Source organism: Actinophytocola xanthii (assembly GCF_001921205.1).
In the GTDB taxonomy this organism is placed as follows: Bacteria; Actinomycetota; Actinomycetes; order Mycobacteriales; family Pseudonocardiaceae; genus Actinophytocola; species Actinophytocola xanthii.
In genome coordinates this window covers 71,211-94,729 of the sequence record NZ_MSIE01000043.1, presented here as the reverse complement: position 1 = coordinate 94,729, position 23,519 = coordinate 71,211, and the positions used below count along the sequence as shown (strand labels likewise).

Sequence of the window (23,519 nt, the reverse complement as noted above, 5' to 3'; positions counted from 1 at the left end):
GTACGGAAGGGACGGGCAATGACCACCTACCTGGTCACCGGGGCCACCGGACTCATCGGCCGGCACCTCGTCGCCGAGCTGCTCGAGCGCGAGGACACCGAGCGGGTGTGGCTGCTGGTCCGCGAGCGCTCGCAGGACCGGTTGGCCGCCGCGTCGCGGGGGTGGCCGAACGTGGCGAAGACCCGCACCGTGTTCGGCGACGTGCGTGAGCCGGAACTCGGGGTGGGCGCGGAGCAGCTCGCCGAGCTGGCCGGCGCCGTCGACCACCTCGTGCACCTGGCCGCGCTCTACGACATCGCCGCGGACGACGACGCCAGCATCGCGGCCAACGTCGAGGGCACGCGGCACGTGATCGACCTGGCCAGGACGATCCAGGCCGGGTGCCTGCACCACGTGTCGTCGGTGGCCGTGGCCGGCGACCACCGGGGCCGGTACACCGAGGCCATGTTCGACACCGGCCAGCGGCTGGTCACCCCTTACCACCGGACGAAGTTCGAGTCCGAGCGGCTGGTGCGCACCCAGACCGACGTGCCGTGGCGGGTGTACCGTCCGGCGATCGTGGTCGGGAGCTCGGTCACCGGTGAGATGGACAAGATCGACGGGCCGTACTACTTCTTCGCCGCGCTCAGCCGGCTCCGCGGGCTGCCGAACGTGCCGCTGGTGTTCCCCGACATCGGGGACACCAACATCGTGCCGGTCGACTACGTGGCGGCGGCGATGGCGCACCTGGTCACCGCGCCCGGCCTGGACGGGCGGGCGTTCCACCTGGTCAGCCCGGAGCCGCAGTCGGTGCGCCAGGTGTACGACGCGTTCGCCCGAGCCGCCGGCGCGCCGCTGGCGGCCGCCGAGCTCAACCACCGCCTGTCCCAGCCGCTGATCGGTATGGCCAAGCTGGCCGAGCACCTGCCGGGGGTCACGATCGCCCGCGACGCCGTGCTCGACCGGTTCGGCATCCCGCCGATCCTGCTGTCGACACTGACCTTCCAGCCCCGCTTCGACTCGACGGCCACCCGCCTCGCTCTGGCCGACAGCGGCGTCGACGTGCCGCCGCTCGAGGAGTACGCGGACGTGCTGTGGCGCTACTGGCGCGAACACCTCGACCCGTTCCGGGCGCGCCGGCACGGCGGACGACGCGGCTCGCTCGAGGGGCGGCGGGTGGTCATCACCGGCGCGTCCTCGGGGATCGGCCGGGCGGCCGCGCTGAAGGTGGCCGAGGCGGGCGCGGTGCCGCTGCTGGTCGCCCGCCGGCAGGCGGAGCTGGAGGAGGTCCGCGCGGAGATCGCGGCCGCGGGCGGGCAGGCCTTCGTCTACCCGTGCGACCTGACCGACGACGAGTCGGTGGCCAAGGTCGTCGAGCGGATGCTCGTCGAGCAGCCGGGTGTCGACATGTTGGTGAACAACGCGGGCCGGTCGATCCGGCGCTCGGTACAGCTGTCCTACGACCGCATGCACGACTACGAGCGGGCGATGGCGATCAACTACTTCGCCGCGGTGCGGCTGATCCTCGCGCTGCTGCCGCACATGATCGAGCGACGGTTCGGGCACATCGTCAACGTGTCCTCGATCGGGGTGCAGGGCATCGCGCCGCGGTTCTCGGCCTACGTCGCGTCCAAGGCGGCGCTGGACTACTTCAGCAAGATCGTCGCCACCGAGACGCACGGCGCCGGCATCACGTTCACGACCGTGCACATGCCGCTGGTGCGCACGCCGATGATCCGGCCCACCAAGATCTACGACGCCTTCCCGGCCAAGTCGCCGGACCAGGCCGCGGAGATGGTGCTGGAGGCGTTGGTCAGGCGGCCCAAGCAGCTCGGCACGCCGACCGGACGGATGATCTCGGCCGCCTACAGCGTGGCGCCGGGTCTGGTGGACGCGATCGCCTACCAGGGGTACCGGATCTTCCCCGACTCCACGGCGGCCGGTGGCGACGGCCGGGTCAAGATCGGGAAGGGCGAGCGGCACCTCGGCGCGGCCGCCACCGCGCTCGCCCGGCTGACCCGCGGCTTCCACTGGTGACGCAGTCCACTGCGGACTGAACGGGAAGAGGAACTGTTGCGGCCGGTAGCGTGCCGAGTACGGTCACCTCATGGGCGCCGCCGATGATCGTGACCCCGACGAGGTCAGCTTCGCCGTTGTTCGCCACGGCTTCGACCGCACCGCGGTGCGCGAGCACGTGGCGGAGCTGCTGGAGCGGATCGAGCGGGCCGAGGCCGACCGGCTCGAGGCACAGGCGCAGGCCGCCGAGCTCCAGGGTGAGCTGGAGATCGCCCGGCGGGAGATCACGGCGCTGACCGAACGGCTGGACTCGTTGGGCACTCCAGAAGGCGCCGACAGCGAGCGGATGGTCGAGGTCGCGAAGGCGCAGGCCGCCGAGATCACCGCCCGGGCGAAGGCCGCGGCGGAGGACACCTGGTCGGCGGCGGAGCAGGCATCGGCCGCGCTGCGTGACCGGTACCGAGCCCTGCTCACCGAACTCGACGAGCAGCACCGCCAGCTGACCGCGAGCCACACGTCGATCATGAGTACCGCGCAGGCCCAGGCCGAGGAGCTGACGACCGTCGCCGAGCGCCGCCGCCGCGAGCTCGACGCCGAGGCGGAACGCGACCGCATCCGCATCGACCGCGAGTTCTCCGAGTCGATCACGTCGAAGCGCGAGGCGCTGACCCGCGAGCTGGAGGCCAGGCGAACGGCGTGCGAGCGGGAGGTCGGCGAGAAGCTGCGGGCGGCGGACGAGGAGGCCCGGCGCCGGGTGGAGTCGGTGACCGAGCAGGTGACCCGGTTGACCGAGGTGCGCAGCCAGCTCTCCGAGCGGCTGCGCGGCACCCAGCAGCTGCTCGAACGCAGCGCCGCCCTCCTGGAGCCCTCGGACCTGGAGAAGGAGCACGACCCGGACGAGCGGCTGACGATGCCCGACCCGGCCGGAGCCGGGCCGACCACGAACGCCGCCACCAAACGGACCGTCCCGCCGCCTCGCGCCAAGCGGTCCCACCCGGCCAAGCGCTGACACCCGACCGGCGCGACGCGGTCAAGCCAGGACGTGTCCCGCAGTCCCGTCGACAACCGGGTTGTACTCGGGGCGAGCTGGCGCGAAGACCGCGATCGAGGGCTGTACGTACCTGCCTACGCCGCAGCCGGGGACGCGGCGTCGCAGGTGGCGAGGATGAGGGCGGCCACCTGGTCCGGGTCGTCGACCATCGGCACGTGCCCGCAGCGGTCCAGCCACACGTGCCTGGCTCGGGGCAGGGCCTCGGCGGCGCGTCTGGCCTGCCGCGGCCAGAGGATCCGGTCGCGGGTCCCCCAGCCGACCGTCGCGGGGACGGTGGGCGGCGGGCTCGCGTAGACGTAGTTCCGGCCGGCGGCGGCCACCAGGTCGAACGCGGGAGCACCGACCATGGCGACGAGGTCGCCGAGCATGGTCTCGGCCGTCATCCGCGAGGGGCGACCGTAGAGCAGGCTCGCGGCGGCCATGCGGGGGTACTTCCACCTCAGCACGGCCGAGCCGAGGGGCAGCCGGCCGCTCTGCCTGATCATCCGCAGCACCGCCAGCGCCCAGACCCGGTCCCAGCGGGTCCAGAAGCCGGCCGGCGCGAGCGCGGTCGCCGAGCGGACCAGGCCGCGCGAGGCGAGCTCCAGGCTGAGCACCCCGCCCAGCGAGTTGCCCGCCACGTGCGGCCGGTCCAACCCCATGTCCTCGAAGACCTCCGCGCAGGCCGCCACCGCCGAGGGCATCTCGTAGCCGCGACCCTCGGGCAGCAGCGGGGAGCGGCCGAACCCGGGCAGGTCGAGGGCGATGACGTCGTGCCGGGCGGCCAGCAGGTCGAGCACCGGCTCCCAGGCCTGCCAGCGGTGGCCGATGCCGTGCAGCAGGACCAGCGGGTCGCCCTGACCCCGCCGTTCGAACGCGACCTCGATGGGCTGCCGAGACATGCGGAGGATGTTACCGCGATTTACAGGTAATCAGGGAGCCTCGGTGAGGAAGTCGGGCATGGCGGCCGGGAACCGGGTCTGGAAGTCGAGGACGCCCACCCACTCGGGGCGCACAATGATCCGCTCCATCGGCGTGCCGCGTCGACGCAGCTCGCCGAGGTAGGCGTCGGCCTGATCGGCCGGCATGCCGCGCCGCATCATCGTCTCGTACTCCGGCACGACCCCGTCGACCTCGGTGATCTCCGCCCGGCCGCGGACCAACAGGACCTCCGGCGGAGGGCCGGCGGTGTCGATGGTGAGCGCCACCGCGGGCCGGGCGCGCAGCGCGCGGGTCTTGGCCGAGGGCCTGAACCCGGCCATCACGACCTCCTCCCCGGTCCAGAGGAAGTTGATCGGCAGGACCCGGGGCGTGCCGTCGGGCGCGACGAAGGCCAGCCGGGCGGGGATGTCGGCCGCCAGCAGCCGCCGGGCGAGGTCGGTGTCGAGCAGGGCCGGGTCGCCCTGCCGCACGGCGGCTGTCACAGCGCGCCGCCGAGGTGGCGAACCAGGTCGTCGAAGGCCGACTGCCAGCCCTCGATGTGCCCGTCCCGCGACTCGTCGGTGCGGAAACCGGTCTGGTGGAAGGTCATCTCGGTCTTCCCGTCCAGCTCGGCGAACGTGACGGTGACCAGGGTGTCCTCGGCGTCCTCGCCGTCCCAGGCGAAGCTGAACACCAGCCGCCGCGGCGGCACGACCTCGAGGTAGACGCCGCTGCACCAGTACTCCGCGCCGTCGGCGGAGTTGCGCATGCCGATGCGCCAGGCGCCGCCGCCGGTCACGTCGACCGCCACGGACTCCGCGGCGACGCCGGTGGGCCCCCACCACCCCACCAGCTGCTCGGGGTCGGTCCAGCAGCGGAACACCAGCTCGCGCGGCGCGTCGAAGACCCTGGTGATCGCCAGCTCGCGCGCGGTCTCACTCATCGTCGCCATCCTTGTCGTCCTCCTTCTCCCGTAGTTCTCGCAGGCGCTCGTCGAGGCGGTCGAAGCTGTCCTCCCAGAACCCGCGGTAGCTCTCCAGCCAGTCGGTCGCATCCCGCAGCGGCGCCGCACGGAGCCGGCACGGCCGCCACTGCGCGCTGCGGCCCCGCTCGATCAGGCCGGCGCGCTCCAGGACCTTCAGGTGCTTGGACACCGCCGGCAGGCTCATCTCGAACGGCGCGGCCAGGTCGGTGACCGTGGCCTCCCCGTCGGCCAGCCGGGTGAGGATCGCCCGGCGGGTGGGATCGGCCAGCGCCGCGAAGGTGCTGCTCAGTTGATCGACACTCATGCTCAACCGCCTAGTTAATTAACCGATAGGTTCAGCATGCGGGTTCGACGCGGCCCTGTCAAGGGCTATGCCCACCATGCGCAGAGTCTGCGCTGGTCAGAGGAGCGCGCAGAAAAAACCCGAATGCCCGCCACACAATTGCCGACACGCTCCGTGTCAAATCAAGTGCGAACAGTCGCGGAGTGAGGGAAGCAGAAATAGTGGTGATCTGTGTGCCCCCGACCGGATTCGAACCGGCACTCCACCCCTTTTAAGGGGGCTGCCTCTGCCAGTTGGGCTACGGGGGCAGCCGCAGCCTAGGGCGCGACCACCTGGTATGGATGGGTTTTCGCGAACTTGCGCTCGCTGGCCCAACCGGCGATACGCCATTTAGCTCTACCGCAACATGGTCCGGTAAGGCTACCGGGTGCGCGTACTGCCCGGTAAGGGAATTAGCCCCTGGACACGCGGTCGAACTCGGCCCGCGGATTGTTGATCTGACCCATCGAGATGACCTCGCGCCGTAACAGTCCACTCAGTAACCAGTCGGCTACTACCCGGAATTTGCGGTTGAAGGTCGGTACCCGTGCGACGTGGTAGCCGCGGTGCATGCCCCAGGCCAGGAAGCCCTTGGCCTTGATGTTGTAGACGTCCGCGACTCCCTTGTGGAGCCCGAGGCTGGCCACCGAGCCGACGTTCTTGTGGTAGTACTCCTTCGGCTGACGACCCCGGAGCACCGCGATGATGTTCTTGGCCAGGAGGTGGGCCTGGCGGACTGCGTGCTGGGCGTTGGGCGCGCACAGCGCGGCCGGGTCCTCCTCGATCCGGGAGAGGTCCGGCACGGCGGCGTTGTCGCCCGCGGTCCAGGCGTCGTCCAGACCGTCCACCCGCAGCGCGGCGGTCGCCTTGAGCCGCCCGCGCTCGTCCAGCGGCAGGTCCGAGTCCGCGAGCACCGGGTTGGCCTTCACGCCGGCCGTCCACACGATGGTGTCGCTGTCGAACTCGGTGCCGTCGGACAGGACAACGTGACCGTTCTCGAACGACTTCGCCAGTGTGGACAGATACACCTCGATGCCCCGGCGCTCGAGCTGTAGGACGGTGTACACGCCCAGGCTCTCCCGCACCTCGGGCAGGATCCGCCCCGCCGCCTCGACCAGCACCCAGCGCAGGTCGTCTGGCTCGATGTTGTCGTAGTACCGGGTGGCGAACCGGGCCATGTCCTCGAGCTCGGCCAGCGCCTCGATGCCGGCGAAGCCGCCGCCGACGAACGTGAACGTCAGGTACTTGCGGCGCTGCTCCGGGTCCAGCGTGGTGCTCGCGGCGTCCAACCGCGACATCACGTGGTTGCGGAGGAAGATCGCCTCGCCGATGGTCTTGAACGCGATGCCCTGCTCGACGAGGCCGGGGATCGGCATCAGCCGGGCGACCGAGCCGAGCGCCACGACCAGCACGTCGTACTCGATGTCCTCGCTGTGCCCGTCGGGCGCCTCGATCGTGACGGTCCGCTGGGCGTGCGCGATCCTGGTCACCCGCGCGGTGAGCACGTGGCAGCGCTTGAGCGCCTTGCGCAGTGGCACCACCACGTGCCGCGGCTCGATCGAGCCGCCGGCGGCCTCCGGCAGGAACGGCTGGTAGGTCATGTGCGGCTGGGGGTCGACGACCGTCACCGACGCCTCCGCACCGCGCAGCTTCCGCTGCAGCCCCAGCGCGGTGTACAGCCCAACGTAGCCGCCGCCGAGAATCAGGATCCGCGTGGTCTTCCCTCGCCCCATACCACCATGGTGGCACCTCGACCGGGCGTGCGCCCGTCACCAGGGGTGTGACAGTCATCGCCCGGCCGCCTCGGTTGACCAGTGCGCCCAGCATCGCACCGACCCGGGCGAAACCCGCGACCACGCCCGGTGTCCAACCCCGCCTCGGCACCGCTCACCGCCCCCGCGTCATCATCTTGGCGTCCGGTACGCCGACCATGAGGCCCCCGCCGGGCCCGAGGTCGTCCGAGCCGCTGGGGAGCGGGGCCTCGAGGTCGGCGAGGACCACGCGCTCCCCCTCCTCGAGCCCGTCGGTGATCTCGGTCCGCAGCGGGCCCACCACCCCCAGGACGACCTGGCGGACCGAGATCTGCTCCCCCTCCAGCACGGTCACCGTGGAGGCCGGGGCGCCGCCGAGCGCCGAGGTCGGCACGGTCAGCACGTCCTCGGCGCTGGCCACCACGATGGCGACGCCGGCCGCACTGCCCGCCGGCATCGATGCAGGCGGCTCCTCGACGGTGATCGTGACCGGGTAGGCGACCGACTCCAGCCCGTCGTCGGGCAGCCGCCCGATCCGGGTGACCGTCCCCGGCACGCCGGTCGTCGAGCCGGTCGGGGTCACCGTGGCCGACTGGCCGACCCGCACCGCGGCGACCCGCTCCACCGGCACCGTCGCCTCGACGACCGCCGCACCCGCTCCGACCAGCACCAGCACGGCGTCGCCCGAGGCCACCTCGTCGCCCTCGCCGGCGTTCACCGACGCGACGGTGCCCGCGATCGGGGCGGTCAACGTCGCCCGCGCGAGCGCCTGGTTCGCCGCCACCAGCTCGGCCTCCGCCTTGTCGACCGCTGCCTGGTCGGCGGCGATCGTGGCGGCGGTCGGGACGTCCTCCTCCCGCTCGTCCGGCCGCTCCGCCTGCGACGTGGCGGCCTCCAGGGCCGCCGTCAGCTCGGTCATCCGCTGCTGGAGGGTGTCCTGCGCCTCGGCCACCGCCTCCTGGGCGGACCGCGCCGCCGCGAGCGCCGCCGGGCACTCCTCGCCGGGCTCGACACAGGCCTCCGCCTGCGCCGCCGCGGCCGTCGCGGCGGCCGCGAGCGCGCGGTCGGCCGCGGTCTTCGCGGTCCGCACGGCCTGCTGCAGCTCGGGCAGCTCCGCGGCGGGGTCCGGCTCCGACTCGGCGGAGTCGTCCTCCTCGAGTGCCTCCGCCTGCCGCTGCTGGTCGGCCGCCAGCGTGGCGCGCGCCGCCGCGACCTCGGCCTCGGCGGCGTCCACCGCACCCTGAAGCCCCGAGGTGTCCAGCGCACCCAGCCGCTGGCCGGCCGAGACGCGGTCGCCCTGGGCCACGGACAGCTCGGCGAGCCTGCCGCCGGTCCCGAACGAGACGTCGGCCCGGTTCACGAAGTCCACCGTGCCGCTGGTGGACACCGTCTGCGAGACGTCACCGACCGAGGCCGTCGACACCCGGTACCGGCTGGTGGGGTCGTCCTCGGCGGCCAGTGCCAGCCCACCCAGGGCGGCGCCGAGCCCCACCACGCCCGCCACGGCCACCCACCTCAGAACCCTCCGCATGCCAAACTCCTCTCACTCGCCGCGCAGGGCGTCGATGGGGGTGAGCCGCGCGGCGCGACCAGCCGGGTAGACGCCGAAGCCCAAGCCGATGACCAACGCGACACCAATGGCGACCGCCGCCGCGAGCACGGACAGGCTCACCGGCTGGTCGATCAGGTCGGGCAGCAGGAACGCACCGGCCGTCCCGATGCCGACCCCGAGGACCCCGCCGACCGTGCCCAGCACGCCCGCCTCCACCAGGAACTGCCGCCGGATCGCCCCCGCGGTGGCGCCCAGTGCCTTGCGCAGGCCGATCTCGCGGACCCGCTCGGTGACCGCGACCAGCATGATGTTCATGACGCCGATCCCCCCGACCAGCAGGGAGATGGCGGCGATCCCGCCGAGCAGGATCGTCAACGTGCGGTTCGTGGCGTTCGCCGTCTCCAGCAACGACTCCTGGGTGGCGATCGAGAAGTCCGGCTCCGCCGCGGTGACCCCGTGCAGGGTGGTCAGCAACGCGCTGGTCTCCTGGTGGGCGGCGCTCAACAGCTCCCCCGACCTGGCCTGGACGTAGATCGTCGACACCGACGCGGTGGCCGAACCGGTGAGCCGCTTGGCGGTGCCGACCGGGACGATCGCGACGTCGTCCTCGCTCGACTCGGTCCCGGTGGTGCCGGTGGAGGCGAGCACGCCCACCACCGTCGCCGGCGTCCCCCCGATGGTCACCGTCCGGCCCACCGGGTTGCCGACCAGGAACAGCTCGGCCGCGGTGTCCGGTCCGAGCACGACGACGTCGGCCGAGCCGCTGACCTCCTCCTCGGTCAGGAACCGGCCCGCGTCCAGGGTTCGGCCCCGTACCGCGGGCCATGAGGTGGTGGTGCCGACGAGGTTGGTCGTCCAGTTCGTGGTCCCCGCCTTCAACGTGGTCGAGTCGCTGGTGACCGGCGCGACATCCGCGACGTCCGGGGCGACCGAGCGGTCGGCGAGGGCCGTCGCGTCGGCAAGGGTCAACGTCGAGGCCGACCCGAAGCCGCCGCGCACCCCACCCTCGGAGGTGTCGCTGCCCGGCGAGACGATCAGCAGGTTGCTGCCCAGCGCGTCGATCTGCCGGCGCACCTGGTCCTGCGCGCCGAGCCCGAGCCCGACGGTCAGGATCACCGAGGAGACACCGATGACGATGCCCAGCATGGTGAGCGCCGACCGGAGGCGGTGCGCGCGGATGGCGTCCAGCCCGCTTGCGAAGGTGTCAGTCCAGTTCATGCCGCCAGCACCCCGTCCCGGATCAGCACGGTTCGCTGGGCTCGCGCCGCGACGTCCGGCTCGTGGGTGATCAGCACGATCGTCCGGCCGGCGGCGTGCAGCTCGGTGAACAGCGCGAGCACCTCCGCCGAGGAGCCGGAGTCGAGGTTGCCGGTGGGCTCGTCGGCGAGCAGCAGCGCCGGGTCGGTCACCAGCGCGCGGGCCACCGCGACCCGCTGTTGCTGGCCACCGGACAGCTCTCCCGGCCGGTGCTCGGTCCGGTCGGCCAACCCCACCCTGGCCAACGCGGCCAGCGCCCGCTCCCGCCGCTGCGGACGCGGCACGCCGGCGTAGGCAAGCGGCAGCTCCACGTTGCGTGCCGCCGTCATCGTGGGCAGCAGGTTGAACTGCTGGAACACGAACCCGATGTGCTGGTTGCGGATCGTCGCGAGGTGGCTGTCCGGCAGCTCGCCGACGTCCCCGCCGGCCAGCCAGTAGCTGCCCGAGGTCGGCACGTCGAGGCAGCCGAGGATGTGCATCAGCGTGGACTTGCCGGAGCCGGAGGGACCGGCGACCGCGACGAACTCGCCGTCCTCGATGGTCATCGACACCCCGCGCAGCGCCTCCACCTCCAGCGCGCCGGTGGCGTAGGTCTTGCGCACGTCCCGCATCCGGATGATCGCCGCCATCACGGCCCCTTGCGGACGACCGGGCCGCCGGGGCCGGTACCGCCGCCGGGCAGGATCTTCATATCCCCCGGTTCGCCCTGCTCGTCGTTCCCGCCCGGGCCGCGCACGAAGCCGGGGAGCTCGACCTCGTCGCCCTCCTCGAGCCCGGACCGGATCTCGGTGTTCGGCCCGTAGGCGGTGCCGACCTCCACCTCGGTGCGGACCGTACGGCCGTCGACCACCAGGTCCACAAAGGTCGCGCCGTCCTCCTGGCGGATGGCCTGGCTCGGCACGGTGAGCACGTCCTCCCGCTCCTCGACGACGACCGCGACGGTGGCGGAGGAACCCGCGAACAGATCCTCGTGCTCGCCGGCGACCTCGACGGTGACCGGGAACGAGGCCACGCCCGCCTCGTCGACCTCGGCGACCAGCGCGACCGAGCGCACCGTGCCGTCGACCGGCTCGGCAGCGTCCACCGGCACGACCTCCGCGGCCATGCCGGCCTTGACCTCCTCCACCGCCGTGGCGGCGAGCTCGGCCTCGACGACGAACCGGTTCGGCGAGACGACCGTGATCGTGCCGGAACCGCTCTCCGGCGAGGCGGAGTCGGACTCGGAGTCCGGCGGCGCGTCCCCGCTGACCTGGTCGCCCACCGCGATGTCGACCTCGACGACCGTGCCGGCGATCGTGGCTGTCAGCTCGGCCCGTTCGAGCGACTCGCGGGCCGCGGCGAGCCGGCTGTCGGCGGAGACCACCGCCGCCTCGTCCGCGGCCAGCTGGGTGTCCGAGGCACCCGCGGCCTCGTCGTCGTCGCGCCGAGCCTGCGCGGCCTCGAGCTCGGCCGCCGCGGCCGCCTCCTCGGCCCGCAGGAGCTCGTCGTCGACGGTGGCCACCACCTGACCCGCCCGCACCGTGTCGCCCTCGGCGACCAGCACCTGGTCGACCTCGCCGGACACACCGAAGGTGAGGTCGGCCCGGTGCGCCGGCTCGACCGTGCCGGTGGCCGAGACCGTCCGGCGCTGCGGGCCGACCGAGGCTGCCGCGGTCGTCGTGGAGCCCTCGGCCTCCGACGGCTCCGGCCACCACAGCCACCATGCCCCCGCCCCGGCGGCCACGAGCACGACCGCGACCGCCAGCCACACCACCCGACTTCGTTTACGCGGCAACCGGATGCGCACCACTACTCTCCCTCGTCGCTCGACAGCGTCGAGGGACGAGCGTGGTGTCCGGGGCTGTGTCCTGCCTTCGGTGTGCCTGTGGATCAGCTATGAAGCCCGGCGGCGGCCTTCGCGTCGGTCAGCACCGCCTCGACCATCGCCGGGGTGAGCCTGCCGGTGAAGGTGTTCTGCTGGCTGACGTGGAAGCACCCGAACAGGTCCAGCGGCGTCGGGCCGGTCAGTCGCACGTGGACACCGTGGCCGAACCGCGGCCGCGGGCGAGGAACCTCCCAGCCGGCCGCGGCGAGCACGGGAAGCAACGCCTGCCAGCCGAACGCGCCGAGCACGACGACCGCCCGCAACGTCGGGCGCAGCAGGGACAGCTCCCGCGCGAGCCAGGGCCGGCAGTTGTCCCGCTCCTGCGGCGTCGGCTTGTTCGCCGGCGGCGCGCACCGGACCGGGGCGGTGATCCGCACGCCGTAGAGCTCGAGGCCGTCGCCGAGGTGGGTGGAGGTCGGTTGGGAGGCTAGTCCGACGGCGTGCAGCGCGGCGTAGAGCACGTCCCCCGAGCGGTCACCGGTGAACATCCGGCCGGTGCGGTTCGCCCCGTGCGCGGCGGGAGCCAGGCCGACGATCGCCAGCGCGGCGTCCGGCGGGCCGAAACCGGGAACCGGCCGCCCCCAGTAGGTCTGGTCGGCGAACGCCGCCCGCTTGACCCGCGCGACCTCCTCCCGCCAGGCCACCAGGCGCGGACAGCGGCGGCACGTCGACACCGCGCGATCCAGCTCGTCCAGGTCCGCCACACCCCAGATTCAACACGTAGGGTCGGATCATGAACGACGAGCCCACCGCGGAGCCCAACACCGAGGAGAAGCCGGCCGAGCCGACCGACGACCTGGTCAGCACGACGCACAGCATCACCGTCAAACGCCGCAAGCTGACCTACACGGCGACCACCGGCCGGGTCGTGCTGCGCAAGGAGGTCGTCACCGACGGCAAGTTCGAGGGCCACCAGCCCAAGGCCGAGGTGTTCCTCACGGCGTACACGGTGGACGGCGCGGATCCCACCCGCCGGCCGGTGACCTTCGCGTTCAACGGCGGCCCCGGCTCGTCGAGCGTGTGGCTGCACCTCGGCCTGCTCGGGCCGCGCCGGGTGGTCTCCGGGGACGCCGGGGACCTCGCGCCGCCGCCCTACGGGCTGGTCGACAACGCCGAGACCCTGCTGGCCCACAGCGACCTCGTGTTCATCGACCCGGTCGCGACCGGGTACTCGCGGGCGGCGAAGGGCGAGAAGCCGGGCGAGTTCCACACCTTCAAGGGCGACATCGAGTCGGTCGGCGAGGTGATCCGGCTCTGGACCTCCCGCAACGGCCGGTGGATGTCACCGAAGTTCCTCGCCGGGGAGTCCTACGGCACCACCCGCGCCGGCGGGCTCGCCCACCACCTGCAGACCCGGTACGGGATGTACTTCAACGGGCTCATGCTGATCTCCGCGGTGCTCGACTTCGCCACCCTCGACTTCACCGTCGGCAACGACCTGCCGTACACGTTGTTCCTGCCGACCTACACCGCCATCGCGCACTACCACGGGCTGCTCGGCGACCGCCCGCTGCGCGAGCTGCTGGACGAGGCCGAGGAGTTCGCGGCGCGCGACTACCCGTGGGCGCTGGCCCGCGGCAACCGGCTCTCCGCGGAGGAGCGGGCGGCCACCGTGGCCAGGATCGCGGAGCTGACCGGGCTGTCCGAGGACTACGTGGACCGGGTGGACCTGCGGATCGAGCACGTGCGGTTCTTCACCGAGCTGCTGCGCGACCGCAGGCTGACCGTGGGCCGCCTCGACGCGCGCTTCACCGGATGGGCGCCGGACTACGGGCGCGAGCACTTCGACGACGACCCCTCCGGCTCGGCGCTGATGGGTGCCTACACCGCGGCGCTCAACCACTACCTGCGGGCCGAGCTCGACTACCCCAACGACCTGCCGTACGAGATCCTCAGCATGGACACCCACGCGGCCTGGTCGTTCAAGGAGTTCGAGAACCAGCACGTCACGGTGACCGACAAGCTCGCGGCCGCGATGCGGGCCAACCAGCACCTGAAGGTCCACGTCGCGTACGGCTACCTGGACGGGGCGACCCCGTACTACGCGGCCGAGCACACCGTCGCGCACCTGCAGATCCCCGAGGAGCTGCGCGGCAACGTCTCCGGCGCCTACTACCAGGCCGGGCACATGATGTACGCCCACGAGCCGTCCCGGATCCAGCAGTCCCAGGACCTCGCCGACTTCGTCGCCGCCGCGTCCAACCGCTGAGCACGCCCACGAGAACGAACAGGGCGCCCGTGCGGATCTCCGCACGGGCGCCCTGTCGCTTTCGAGAAACTAGCCGAGGAACTCCTCGCCGCGGGTGACCGCGGCCCAGGCGTCGACGGCGCCGTTACCGTAGAAGCCGTTGAACTCGAGGTCGCCCTCACACGTCGCCGTGTAGGTGTCGTCGCGGCCCTCGTCGAGGTAGTCCACCGTGCGGGGCTCCGGGCACGGGATGGCGAACGCGGTGCCCTCGAGCACGGCGCGGACCGAGGTCGGCCGCATCGAGACCGAGCCGCCCGAGTACCTGCCGTACTCGCTGACGATCAGCGCGGCCACGCCGCTGGCGTGCGGCGAGGCCATCGAGGTGCCCTGCAGGAACTGGTAGTACCCGCAGACGGTGCCCTGGCAGTCCTTCTGCACGCCCAGCGCGACGCCGTCCGGGGTGATGTTCCCGTTGGGGTCGATCGTGCCCTCGGCGACGCCGACGTTCTTCGGGTACGTCGAGAGGATCATGTTCTCGTTGGTGCGGAACCACGGCGTGCCGAAGTAGTCGCGGTAGAACCCGCCCGGCGCGGACACCGAGATCAGCTCGGTGCCGTAGCTCGAGTAGTCCGCCTTGGCGCCCGAGGGACCGTACGCGGAAACCGTGATCGCGTTGGGCCCGTCGACCGGCATTGACTTGCAGGTGTCGTTGTCGATCACCCGGTCGTAGTTGGTGCCCTTGGGGTAGTTCGGGCTGTCCTTGTCGACCTGCGGACGGCCGGTGTCCTCGTGCCCGTTGCCCAGCGACACGATCTGCGTGACGCCCTTGCGGTGGGCGTAGTTCATCGCACGGGTCATCGCGGTGATGATCGTGCGCTGCTGCGCCTGCTGCGCGGGGGTGTCGGCCGGGTTGTCCAGGCAGTTGTACCGCCACGGGTCGACGTAGAACGACATGTTCACGATGTCCAGGCCGGCGTCACCGGAGTAGGTGATCGCGTCGACCACGGGCTGCAGGAAGAACGACCCGGAGTCCTGCCCGCCGCGGATGTTGACGATCGACACGTTGGGCGCGACGCCGGAGACCCCGAGGCCGTTGGCCGCCGCGGCGATCGTGCCGGCGACGTGCGTGCCGTGGCCGCCGTCGTCCCAGTTCGCCGGGTCGACGCAGCCGCGGAACTCGCACGGGCCGTCCACGACCTGACCGAGTTCGTCGGTGGGGATGTCGCGGGTGAAGTTGCGCGACCGGGCGGCGTCGAAGTTCGGCTTGATGTCCGGGTGGTTGCCGTCCACGCCGGTGTCGAGCACGCCGACCAGGACCTTCCGGTTACCCGCCTGCACGGTGCGGGCGAGGTCCGAGCGCACCGACGTCAGGCCCCACAGCTGGGAGTCGAGCGGGTCCATGCCGACGGCGGCCTTCTTGGCCTTGACCGCCCGGGACGCCGCCGCGCCCTGCCGGTTCTCCTTCTCGACGACCGACTCGTCCGGCGCCCGGCGCGCGCTCGGCGACTTGCCGACGACCAGCGACCGGCTCGAGGAGAGCACGTCGCGGGTCTTCGCCAGCCGCTGGGTGAAGCCGTTCTCCGGCGCGGTCGCGGTGACCAGGCCGACCGCCGCGTTGCTGCGGAGCACCTTGCCGCCCGCGGCCCGCACCGCGCGCTCCGCCTTCGCCACGGACACCCCGTCCGCGGCAAGCACGTTGTACTCCACCGTCCTGCCGGACAAGCCCGGCTGGGCGGTGGCACTCGGCACCGCGAAGACCGTCACCCCGGCGAACACCGGTACGGCCAGCAGCGCCAGCACTGTCCTACGTCTCACGAAAACTCCTCCTCGCTCGCTACCTCATGCCCCGACTGCCCCGCATCAGGGCACGACCGACCGTTCCTCGGCGAAGTGGCACGCGCTCGGATGCCCCGCCACGCGCGTGACCAGCTCGGGCACCTCCTCGGCGCAGACATCCTGCGCCTTCCAGCACCTCGTGCGGAACCGACAACCGGATGGAGGATCCACCGGGCTCGGCACGTCGCCCTCGAGCCGGATGACCTGGCGCTGCCCGCGAACGGTCGGGTCGGCCACCGGGACGGCGGAGAGCAACGCCTGGGTGTACGGGTGCGTGGGGTGGGAGTAGATCTCGTCCTCGGTGCCGATCTCGACGATCTTCCCGAGGTACATCACCGCCACCCGGTCGGACAGGTGCCGCACGACCGAGAGGTCGTGCGCGATGAACACGTAGGAGAGCCCGAACTCCGACTGCAGGTCGCCCAGCAGGTTCATCACCTGGGCCTGAATCGACACGTCCAGGGCGGACACCGGCTCGTCGCAGATGATGATCTCTGGGCGCAGCGCGAGGGCGCGGGCGATGCCGATGCGCTGGCGCTGCCCGCCGGAGAACTGGTGCGGGTAGCGGTTGATGTGCTCGGGGTTGAGCCCGACGACGTCCAGCAGCTCCCGCACCTTCGCCCGGCGCTCACCCTTGGGCGCGACCTCGGGGTGGATGTCGAATGGCTCGCCGACGATGTCGCCGACGGTCATCCTCGGGTTCAGCGAGGTGTACGGGTCCTGGAGCACGATCTGGATGCTCCGCCGGAGCTTGCGCAGCTCCGCGCCCCGCATGGCGAACATGTCGCGGCCCTTGTACAGCGCGGTGCCGCTGGTGGGCGGCTCGAGGCGCATGAGCACCTGGGCCAGCGTCGACTTCCCGCAGCCGGACTCGCCGACCACGCCGAGCGTCTCGCCGCGCCTGAGCTCGAAGGAGACCCCGTCCACCGCCCGTACCTGGCCGATGACGTGCTTGAACAGCACACCCACCCGGACCGGGAAGTGCTTGACCAGGTCACGCACCTCGAGGATCGCCTCCCCGGGGGCGGGCTCGGTCGCCGCGCGCTCCGACACCGTCTCAGACACGGCCGACCAACTCCTCCGCGAAGTGGCACTTGCTGGTGCGACCCAGGCCGAGCCGGTGGTCGCCCGGGACCTCCGTGCGGCAGCGGTCCTCGGCCATCGGGCACCTCGGGTGGAACGGGCAACCGGGCGGGATCGCGAGCAGGCTCGGCGGCAGGCCGCGGATCGTCTTCAGCTCGGTCCCCTTGAGGTCGAGCCGGGGCAGCGACTCCAGCAGGGCCGCGGTGTAGGGGTGGCCCGGGTTCCGGTACAGCGACACCGCGTCCGCGTGCTCGACGATCTTGCCGGCGTACATCACCGCGATCCGGTCGGCGACCTCGGCGACGACCCCGAGGTCGTGGGTGATGAGGATCAGCCCCATCTTCCGTTCGACCTGGAGCTCCTTGAGCAGGTCCATGATCTGCGCCTGCACGGTGACGTCGAGCGCGGTCGTCGGCTCGTCGGCGATCAGCAGCTCGGGGTCCAGCGCGAGCGACATCGCGATCATCGCCCGCTGCCGCATGCCGCCGGAGAACTCGTGCGGGTACTGGCGCACCCGCCGTGCCGCGTTGGGGATCCGCACCAGGTCCAGCAGCTCGACGGCGCGCTTGCGGGCGTCCTTGCGGGACATCCCGAGGCGCACCCGCAGCTGCTCCTCGATCTGGAAGCCGACGGTGAACACGGGGTTCAGCGCCGAGAGCGCGTCCTGGAAGACCATCGCCAGGCCCTGGCCGCGCAGCTCGGTCCGCCGACCGTCGGACACCTTCAGCAGGTCCTCGCCGCGGAAGCGGATCGCGCCGGACCGCACCACGGCCGGCGGGACGTCGAGGATGCCCATGATCGCCTGGGCGGTGACGCTCTTGCCCGAGCCGGACTCGCCGAGCACCGCCAGGGTCTCCCCGGCGTCGACGTGGTAGCTGACCCCGTTGAGCACCTTGGCCACCCCGTCGCGGGTGTGGAACTCGACGAACAGGTCCTCCACCTCGAGCAGCGGGGCGTCGGGCACCACGCCGGTGCCCTCCCCGAGGTCACCGGTACCGGACATGGACTGAACCGCCATTCGGCTACCTCAGCTTCGGATCGAGTGCGTCGCGGACCGCGTCGCCGAGCATCACGAACGCCAGCACGGTGAGCGTGAGGATGCCCGCCGGGAACAGCAACAGGTGCGGCGCGACCCGGATGTAGTTGCGGGAGTCGGAGATCATCACGCCCCAGGAGACCGCGGGGTCGCGCAGGCCGATGCCCAGGAACGACAGCGTGGCCTCGATCGCGATGAACGAGCCGAGCAGGATCGTGGCGTAGACCAGGACCGGCGCGAGGCAGTTGGGCAGCATGTGCCGGAAGATGATTCGCCAGGGGCTCGCCCCGAGCGCCCTGGCCGCCTTGACGTAGTCCTGCTGCTTGGCCGAGATCGCCGCCGAGCGGATGATCCGCATCGAGATCGGCCAGGTCAGCAGCGCCAGCGCGAGAACGACCATGCCGACCAGGGCGAGCGCGCTGTCCACCCCGGTCGAGCGGAACGCGTTGAGGATGACGATCCCACCGAGCACGAACGGCAACCCGGAGAAGACCTCGCCGACCCGGGACAGCAGCCCGTCCAGCCAGCCGCCGAAGTAGCCGGCGAGCAGGCCGATCGTCCCGCCGATCAGCACGGTCAGCAGGCTGCCCGCGACGCCGACCAGCAGCGACCACCGGGTTCCGTACACCACGCGGGCGTAGATGTCCTGGCCCTGCACGTCGTAGCCGAACCAGGCATCACCCGAGGGTGGCTGGCGGGAGCGGGTCAGGTCCCGGTGGTTCGGGTCGACGGAGGTGAACCACTGCGGGAACAGCGCCACCACGGTGAGGAACAGGATCACCACGACCGCGATGATGAACAGCGGCCGGCGGCGCAGGTCGCGCCACGCGTCGGACCAGAGGCTGCGGGGCTTGCCCGGCCGGCCCGGCTGGCCCGTGGTCGGCTCGGCGTGCTCGAGAGCCGTGACGTAGGCGCCGCCCGCGTCCGCCTGCTGGGTCGCGATCGTCGGGTCAGTCATAGCGGATCCTCGGGTCGAGAACGGCGTAGAGCAGGTCGATGATCAGGTTCATCAGGAGGAACACGATCACCAGCAGGACCACGACCCCGGTGACCGTGACGCCCTCCTTCTGCAGGATGGCCTCGTAGACCAGGCCACCGACACCGGGGATGCCGAAGATGCCCTCGGTGACGATCGCGCCGCCCATGAGGCTGCCGAGATCGGTGCCGAGGAACGTGAGCACCGGGATCGCGGAGTTGCGCAGGAGGTGCACCCCGACGATGCGCCGCTTCGGTTGCCCCTTGGCCAGCGCCGTGCGCATGTAGTCGGCCCGCGTGTTCTCCGCGATCGAGGTCCTGGTCAGCCGGGAGACGTAGGCCATCGACAGGCTGCCGAGGACGAAACCGGGGAGGAGCAGGTCGTAGAAGCTGGGGTCGGTGCCGACCACCGGTGGGAACCACTCGAGCTCGAAGCCCATCAGGATCTGCAGCACGAAGCCGGTGACGAACACCGGAATCGAGATGAGGAACAGCGTGGCCACCAGGACCAGGTTGTCCAGAAAGCCGCGGCCGTAGAGGCCGGTCAGGATCCCGGCGGCGAGGCCGATCACGGCCTCGATGCCCACCGCGACCAGCGCCAGCTGGACCGAGACCGGGTAACGCAGCTCGATCAGCTCGCCCACCGACAGGCCCGAGAACGTGGTGCCGAAGTCGCCCTGGAGGAGGTTGCCCAGATAGAGGAAGTACTGGACGACGATGTTCTCGTCCATGTTGTACTTCTCGGTCATCATCTGGATGAACCCGGGTTCACACCGTCTCTCGCCGCACATGCCGGCGAACGGGTCACCGGGTACCGCCCACACCAACACGTAGATGAGAAACGTGGTCCCGACGAACACCGGGATCAGCTGCAGCAGCCGCCGCAGGACGTACCGGCCCATTGCTGACTCTCCCTAGACCGGCCAGACAGGGCTGGCCCACCGGGTAACCGGTGGACCAGCCCCGTCCGAGCCAGGTTGTTAGGCAATCTCGACGTAGGACAGGTCAAGCTCGCGGTCGGGGGTCATCCGAACGTTCTTCACCTTCGTCGACCACCCGTACTGCGCGGGCGTGTTCCACAGCGGGACCGCCGGCATGTCCTCCGCGATCATCTCCTCGGCCTCGTGGTAGAGCTCGTAGGCCTCCTCCTCGGTCGGAGCGCTGTCGGCCTCGGCCAGCTTCGCGTCGACCGCGGGGTTGGAGTAGCCGTTGTCGTTGGAGGAGCCACCGGTCCGGTAGATCGGGTTGAGGAAGTTCTCCACCAGCGGGTAGTCGGCCAGCCAGCCCGAGCGGTAGACCTGGGTCATCTCGCGGGCGTTGATCTTCTCCCGGACCTCACCGAAGGTCTGCACCGGCACGAACACGCAGTCCAGGCCGAGGGTGTTCTTGATGCTGCCGCAAGCCGCCTCGATCCACTCCTTGTGACCGCCGTCGGCGTTGGAGGTGATCTCCAGCCGCCCGGAGAAGTTCGAGGCCTCGAACAGCCGCTTGGCCTCGTCCGGGTTGAACTTGCACAGGTCACCGCAGGCGCCGTCGGTCCAGCCCGGCACCTTCGGCACCGCGTAGCCGTCGACCGGCTTGCGGTTGCCCTCGAAGATCGTCTTGGTGATCGTCTCGCGGTCGATCGCCATCGAGATCGCCTTGCGGAAGTCCGCGTTGGCGTACTTCGGGTCGTACAGCGGGAACGCGATCGCCTGCAGCGACAGGATCTCGGCGCTGCCCGAGCGGCCCTCGAGGTCGGTCTGCCAGATGTTCCCGGCCAGACCGGACGGCGGGATCGTGTCCAGGAAGTCGAGCTGGTTGCCCTTCACCGCGGCGTAGGCGGCGTCGGCGCTCTCCGGGAACGTGAACCGGACCGTCTTGATCTTGCCCTTGTCCTCGCCCTTGTAGTCGTCGTACCGCTCGACGACGACCTCCTGCTCGGGGACGCGGGAGATGAACTTCCACGGCCCGTTGCCGACCGGCTTGGCCTCGTAGGCCGCCTTGTCCTTGAAGAACGACTCCGGCAGCGGGCTGAAGGCGGGGTAGCCGAGCTTCACGCGGAAGATCGGGTGCGGCTGGGTGAAGGTGACCTTCAGGGTGAGGTCGTCGACGGCCTCGAGACCGGTCATGGTCTTCGCCGGCGGCGTGGGAGCGGGCTTGGGGCCCTCGGGACCGTCCGGGTCGGGCAGGTTGACCTGGTCGAAGCCCGCGACCTGGGCGAAGAAGCTCGCACCCTGCTGCCCGTTGGGACCGTAGGCGGTGTAGTTCCACGCGTCGACGTAGCTCTTCGCCGTCACCGCCGAGCCGTCGTGGAACGTCCAGCCCTCCTTGAGCTTGAACGTCATCACCTTGCCGCCCTCGGACGGGGTGATCTCGTCGGCGTGCGCATTGCGCGGCTCCCCGGAGACCGGGTCGTAGTCCACCAGACCGGTGAACATGGCGTCGACGATCTTGCCACCACCGGTCTCCGTGGTGTCGCCGGGCACGAGGGGACGCTCCGGCTCCGTACCGAAGACCGTGATCTCGCCGGTCTCGTTCTTGCTGTTGTTGGCGCCGCTGCCGTCGCCGTCGTCCCCAGACTCATCACCGCCGCAGCTCGTGATGACGAGCGCCGTCGCGAGCGGCATCACCACAGCGGCCATCCAGCGCGGTCTACGCATCTGGTCTCTCCTCCAGTCACCTTTCACAGATCGCGGGTCGCCGTCGAATCCGTGACCCGGGAGCACGCGCGCGCCCGGAATGTGAGGGGACGTTAACGGTGCGGATGCGCCTTCTCACCCCCGGCTGCGTCACAAACCAGTCACAATCGAGCGCGCTGCGTTAAAGCACGACTCATCGGAATTGTCCGGTAACGGGTAGCGATCACCGGACGCGTCATAACTGGGAAAAAGCAATACCGTCGAGTATGTCGTGTTCGCTCACGAGCAGCTCGGCGATACCTGCCGCCTCGGCGAACTTTTCCGCCAGGACCTGGGTGATCAGCGCGCCGGCGCCGATCACGTCCACCCGACCGGGGTGCATGGACCCGATGGCCGCTCGCTCGTCATGGCTGGCGGCGAGCAGCCGGCCGGCCACCTCGTCGATCTCCGCGTCCGACAGCCGGGACAGATGGGTGCGTTCGGAGTCGTACTCGGGCAGGTCCTGCCGCACGGCGGACAGGGTGGTGATCGTGCCAGCGACCCCGACCCACGTGCGCGCGTCCGCGACCGGCACCACGTCGAAGGCCTTCTGCAGCGTCTCGGCGGCCAGCTCGCGCCCGGCCGCGACCTCCTCGGGGGTCGGCGGGTCGCCGCGCAGGCACCGTTCGGTGAGCCGCACGCACCCGATGTCGACCGACAGCGCGCCGGTCACCTCGGCGCGCACGCCGTCCCACGTGCCGGTGACGACCTCGGTGGACCCGCCGCCGATGTCGGTGACCACGAACGGACCGTCGTCCGGGTCGAGGTCACCGACCGCGCCGGTGAAGGAGAGCCCGGCCTCCTCGTCGCCGGTGATCACCTCGGCGGTGACGCCGAGCACCGACTCGGTCATCGCGAAGAACTCGTCCCGGTTGCTCGCGTCCCGGGTGGCCGAGGTGGCCACCATGCGGACCCGCTCGGCCCCCCTGCGGCGGCAGATGGCGGCATAGTCGGTCAGCGCGGCGCGGGTGCGGTCCAGCGCGGCCGGAGCGAGCCGGCCGGTGGCGTCCACCCCCTGGCCGAGCCGCACGATCCGCATCTCGCGGTGCACGTCACGCAGGCTCCGCCGGCCGTCCTCGTGCACGGTCACGTCGGCCACCAGCAGGCGGATGGAGTTCGTCCCGCAGTCGATCGCGGCGATCCTGGGCATGGCAAGAGCCTATTGAAGGCCGGCGCCGCGCACCCGTCGGCTCGAACGCCGTGGCGCCTTACCGCCAGCCACGCGGGGTCCCCGGCCCCCAGGCTGTGCCGCATGGATCTCAACCTGAAGGACAAGGTCGCCGTGGTCACCGGCGGCAGTCGGGGCATCGGTCTGGCCATCGCCGAGCTGCTGGTCGAGGAGGGGGCGCGGGTCGTGGTCGGCTCGCGGACGCTCAGCCCCGAGCTCGCGGCGCTGGACGCCCTGCCGGTCGCGGTGGACCTCGCGACCGCGGCCGGCGCCGACGCGCTGGTGGACGCGGCGGTTCGGCGGCACGGCGGGATCGACGTCCTGGTCAACAACGTCGCCCACTCCGAGCCGGCGGCCGGCGTCGCGGAGTTCAGCGACGAGCAGTGGCGGCGAATCCTCGACCTGACCCTGTTCGCCGCAGTCCGCACGACCCGTGCGGCGCTGCCGGCCATGCGCGGGCGGCACGGCGCCTCGATCGTCAACATCGGATCACTGAACGCCCGGGTGCCCGCCGGGATGATCGCCCCGTACTCGGCGGCGAAGGCGGCTCTGGCCAACCTGGGCACGGCGCTGTCGGAGGAGCTCGCCCCGGCGATCCGGGTGAACACGGTCTCGCCGGGACCGGTCCGGACCCCGCTGTGGACGGCGCCGGGCGGCTTCGCCTCGCTGATGGGTGAACCGGGGATGACCCCCGACCAGGTGATGGACGAGGTGATCCCGGCGGCGATGGCGATCACCACCGGCCGGGTGTCCGAGCCGCGGGAGGTAGCCGGGCTGGTGGCCTACCTCGCCTCGCCGATCGCCGCGAACATCACCGGCGCCGACTTCGTGATCGACGGCGGGATGAACAAGGCGGCCTGACTCCGGCACAGCTGGCGGCCGACGACGGCGGCGGT

The 23,519-nt window shown here is 71.3% G+C and carries 21 protein-coding genes and 1 tRNA gene; 4 read left to right on the top strand and 18 right to left on the bottom strand.

Annotation, left to right across the window (positions count from 1 at the left end):
- Window positions 1–18: 18 nt before the first annotated feature.
- Together BU204_RS22840 and BU204_RS22835 are read left to right on the top strand one after the other, a co-directional pair.
- Complete coding sequence (locus tag BU204_RS22840) at window positions 19–2,016, top strand: SDR family oxidoreductase (protein ID WP_075127770.1); 1,998 nt, start codon at window positions 19–21, stop codon at window positions 2,014–2,016.
- A 70-nt stretch (window positions 2,017–2,086) separates the two neighbouring features.
- Entirely contained in the window at window positions 2,087–3,004 is a 918-nt protein-coding gene (locus tag BU204_RS22835; RefSeq protein WP_075127769.1) for a coiled-coil domain-containing protein, read from the top strand.
- A 116-nt stretch (window positions 3,005–3,120) separates the two neighbouring features.
- Here BU204_RS22835 and BU204_RS22830 read toward each other — a convergent pair whose 3' ends face one another.
- The 11 genes from BU204_RS22830 to BU204_RS22780 all read right to left on the bottom strand — a co-directional run bounded on the left by BU204_RS22830 (window position 3,121) and on the right by BU204_RS22780 (window position 12,390).
- A complete protein-coding gene (locus BU204_RS22830) occupies window positions 3,121–3,927 on the bottom strand; it encodes an alpha/beta fold hydrolase (RefSeq protein WP_075127768.1) in 807 nt (268 codons plus the stop codon).
- A 30-nt stretch (window positions 3,928–3,957) separates the two neighbouring features.
- Window positions 3,958–4,449 (bottom strand): pyridoxamine 5'-phosphate oxidase family protein, encoded by a 492-nt coding sequence (locus tag BU204_RS22825; protein ID WP_075127767.1) that lies wholly within the window; start codon window positions 4,447–4,449, stop codon window positions 3,958–3,960.
- Complete coding sequence (locus BU204_RS22820) at window positions 4,446–4,889, bottom strand: SRPBCC family protein (RefSeq protein ID WP_075127766.1); 444 nt, start codon at window positions 4,887–4,889, stop codon at window positions 4,446–4,448. The genes BU204_RS22825 and BU204_RS22820 overlap by 4 nt, the downstream gene beginning before the upstream one ends.
- Complete coding sequence (locus BU204_RS22815) at window positions 4,882–5,235, bottom strand: ArsR/SmtB family transcription factor (protein ID WP_075127765.1); 354 nt, start codon at window positions 5,233–5,235, stop codon at window positions 4,882–4,884. Before BU204_RS22815 ends, BU204_RS22820 begins: the two co-directional genes overlap by 8 nt.
- Window positions 5,236–5,448: 213 nt before the next feature.
- Window positions 5,449–5,522: transfer RNA gene (locus BU204_RS22810), tRNA-Leu, on the bottom strand.
- Between the two features lie 144 nt (window positions 5,523–5,666).
- Window positions 5,667–6,986, bottom strand: coding sequence for an NAD(P)/FAD-dependent oxidoreductase (locus tag BU204_RS22805; protein ID WP_075127764.1), 1,320 nt, complete (start codon window positions 6,984–6,986; stop codon window positions 5,667–5,669).
- Window positions 6,987–7,140: 154 nt separating this feature from the next.
- Complete coding sequence (locus tag BU204_RS22800) at window positions 7,141–8,535, bottom strand: efflux RND transporter periplasmic adaptor subunit (protein WP_075127763.1); 1,395 nt, start codon at window positions 8,533–8,535, stop codon at window positions 7,141–7,143.
- Window positions 8,536–8,547: 12 nt separating this feature from the next.
- The gene (locus BU204_RS22795; RefSeq protein WP_075127762.1) at window positions 8,548–9,774 is read right to left on the bottom strand and encodes an ABC transporter permease; all 1,227 of its coding nucleotides are present in this window, start codon (window positions 9,772–9,774) and stop codon (window positions 8,548–8,550) included.
- On the bottom strand, window positions 9,771–10,442 hold the full coding sequence (locus BU204_RS22790; protein ID WP_075127761.1) for an ABC transporter ATP-binding protein: 672 nt from the start codon (window positions 10,440–10,442) through the stop codon (window positions 9,771–9,773). The genes BU204_RS22795 and BU204_RS22790 overlap by 4 nt, the downstream gene beginning before the upstream one ends.
- Window positions 10,442–11,566: an efflux RND transporter periplasmic adaptor subunit gene (locus BU204_RS22785; RefSeq protein ID WP_158073494.1), complete on the bottom strand. Its 1,125-nt coding sequence runs from the start codon at window positions 11,564–11,566 to the stop codon at window positions 10,442–10,444. Before BU204_RS22785 ends, BU204_RS22790 begins: the two co-directional genes overlap by 1 nt.
- A 116-nt stretch (window positions 11,567–11,682) precedes the next feature.
- The gene (locus BU204_RS22780; protein WP_075127759.1) at window positions 11,683–12,390 is read right to left on the bottom strand and encodes a uracil-DNA glycosylase; all 708 of its coding nucleotides are present in this window, start codon (window positions 12,388–12,390) and stop codon (window positions 11,683–11,685) included.
- Between the two features lie 20 nt (window positions 12,391–12,410).
- Between BU204_RS22780 and BU204_RS22775 the strand changes: the two genes are divergently transcribed.
- Window positions 12,411–13,886, top strand: coding sequence for a S10 family peptidase (locus tag BU204_RS22775; RefSeq protein ID WP_075127758.1), 1,476 nt, complete (start codon window positions 12,411–12,413; stop codon window positions 13,884–13,886).
- Between the two features lie 69 nt (window positions 13,887–13,955).
- Here BU204_RS22775 and BU204_RS22770 read toward each other — a convergent pair whose 3' ends face one another.
- From BU204_RS22770 to BU204_RS22740, 7 genes are all read right to left on the bottom strand, one after another.
- On the bottom strand, window positions 13,956–15,680 hold the full coding sequence (locus tag BU204_RS22770; protein WP_233160491.1) for a S8 family peptidase: 1,725 nt from the start codon (window positions 15,678–15,680) through the stop codon (window positions 13,956–13,958).
- A gap of 45 nt (window positions 15,681–15,725) precedes the next feature.
- Complete coding sequence (locus BU204_RS22765) at window positions 15,726–16,766, bottom strand: ABC transporter ATP-binding protein (protein ID WP_233160489.1); 1,041 nt, start codon at window positions 16,764–16,766, stop codon at window positions 15,726–15,728.
- Window positions 16,759–17,787 (bottom strand): ABC transporter ATP-binding protein, encoded by a 1,029-nt coding sequence (locus BU204_RS22760; RefSeq protein WP_075127797.1) that lies wholly within the window; start codon window positions 17,785–17,787, stop codon window positions 16,759–16,761. Before BU204_RS22760 ends, BU204_RS22765 begins: the two co-directional genes overlap by 8 nt.
- Before the next feature lie 19 nt (window positions 17,788–17,806).
- The gene (locus BU204_RS22755; protein WP_075127756.1) at window positions 17,807–18,778 is read right to left on the bottom strand and encodes an ABC transporter permease; all 972 of its coding nucleotides are present in this window, start codon (window positions 18,776–18,778) and stop codon (window positions 17,807–17,809) included.
- Window positions 18,771–19,697, bottom strand: coding sequence for an ABC transporter permease (locus tag BU204_RS22750; protein ID WP_075127755.1), 927 nt, complete (start codon window positions 19,695–19,697; stop codon window positions 18,771–18,773). Before BU204_RS22750 ends, BU204_RS22755 begins: the two co-directional genes overlap by 8 nt.
- Before the next feature lie 78 nt (window positions 19,698–19,775).
- Window positions 19,776–21,437, bottom strand: coding sequence for a peptide ABC transporter substrate-binding protein (locus BU204_RS22745; RefSeq protein WP_198942964.1), 1,662 nt, complete (start codon window positions 21,435–21,437; stop codon window positions 19,776–19,778).
- 214 nt (window positions 21,438–21,651) lie between these two features.
- Window positions 21,652–22,605, bottom strand: a complete 954-nt coding sequence (locus tag BU204_RS22740) for a Ppx/GppA phosphatase family protein (RefSeq protein WP_075127753.1) — start codon at window positions 22,603–22,605, stop codon at window positions 21,652–21,654.
- Window positions 22,606–22,707: 102 nt separating this feature from the next.
- Between BU204_RS22740 and BU204_RS22735 the strand changes: the two genes are divergently transcribed.
- Window positions 22,708–23,484, top strand: coding sequence for an SDR family NAD(P)-dependent oxidoreductase (locus BU204_RS22735; protein WP_075127752.1), 777 nt, complete (start codon window positions 22,708–22,710; stop codon window positions 23,482–23,484).
- Window positions 23,485–23,519 lie beyond the last annotated feature (35 nt).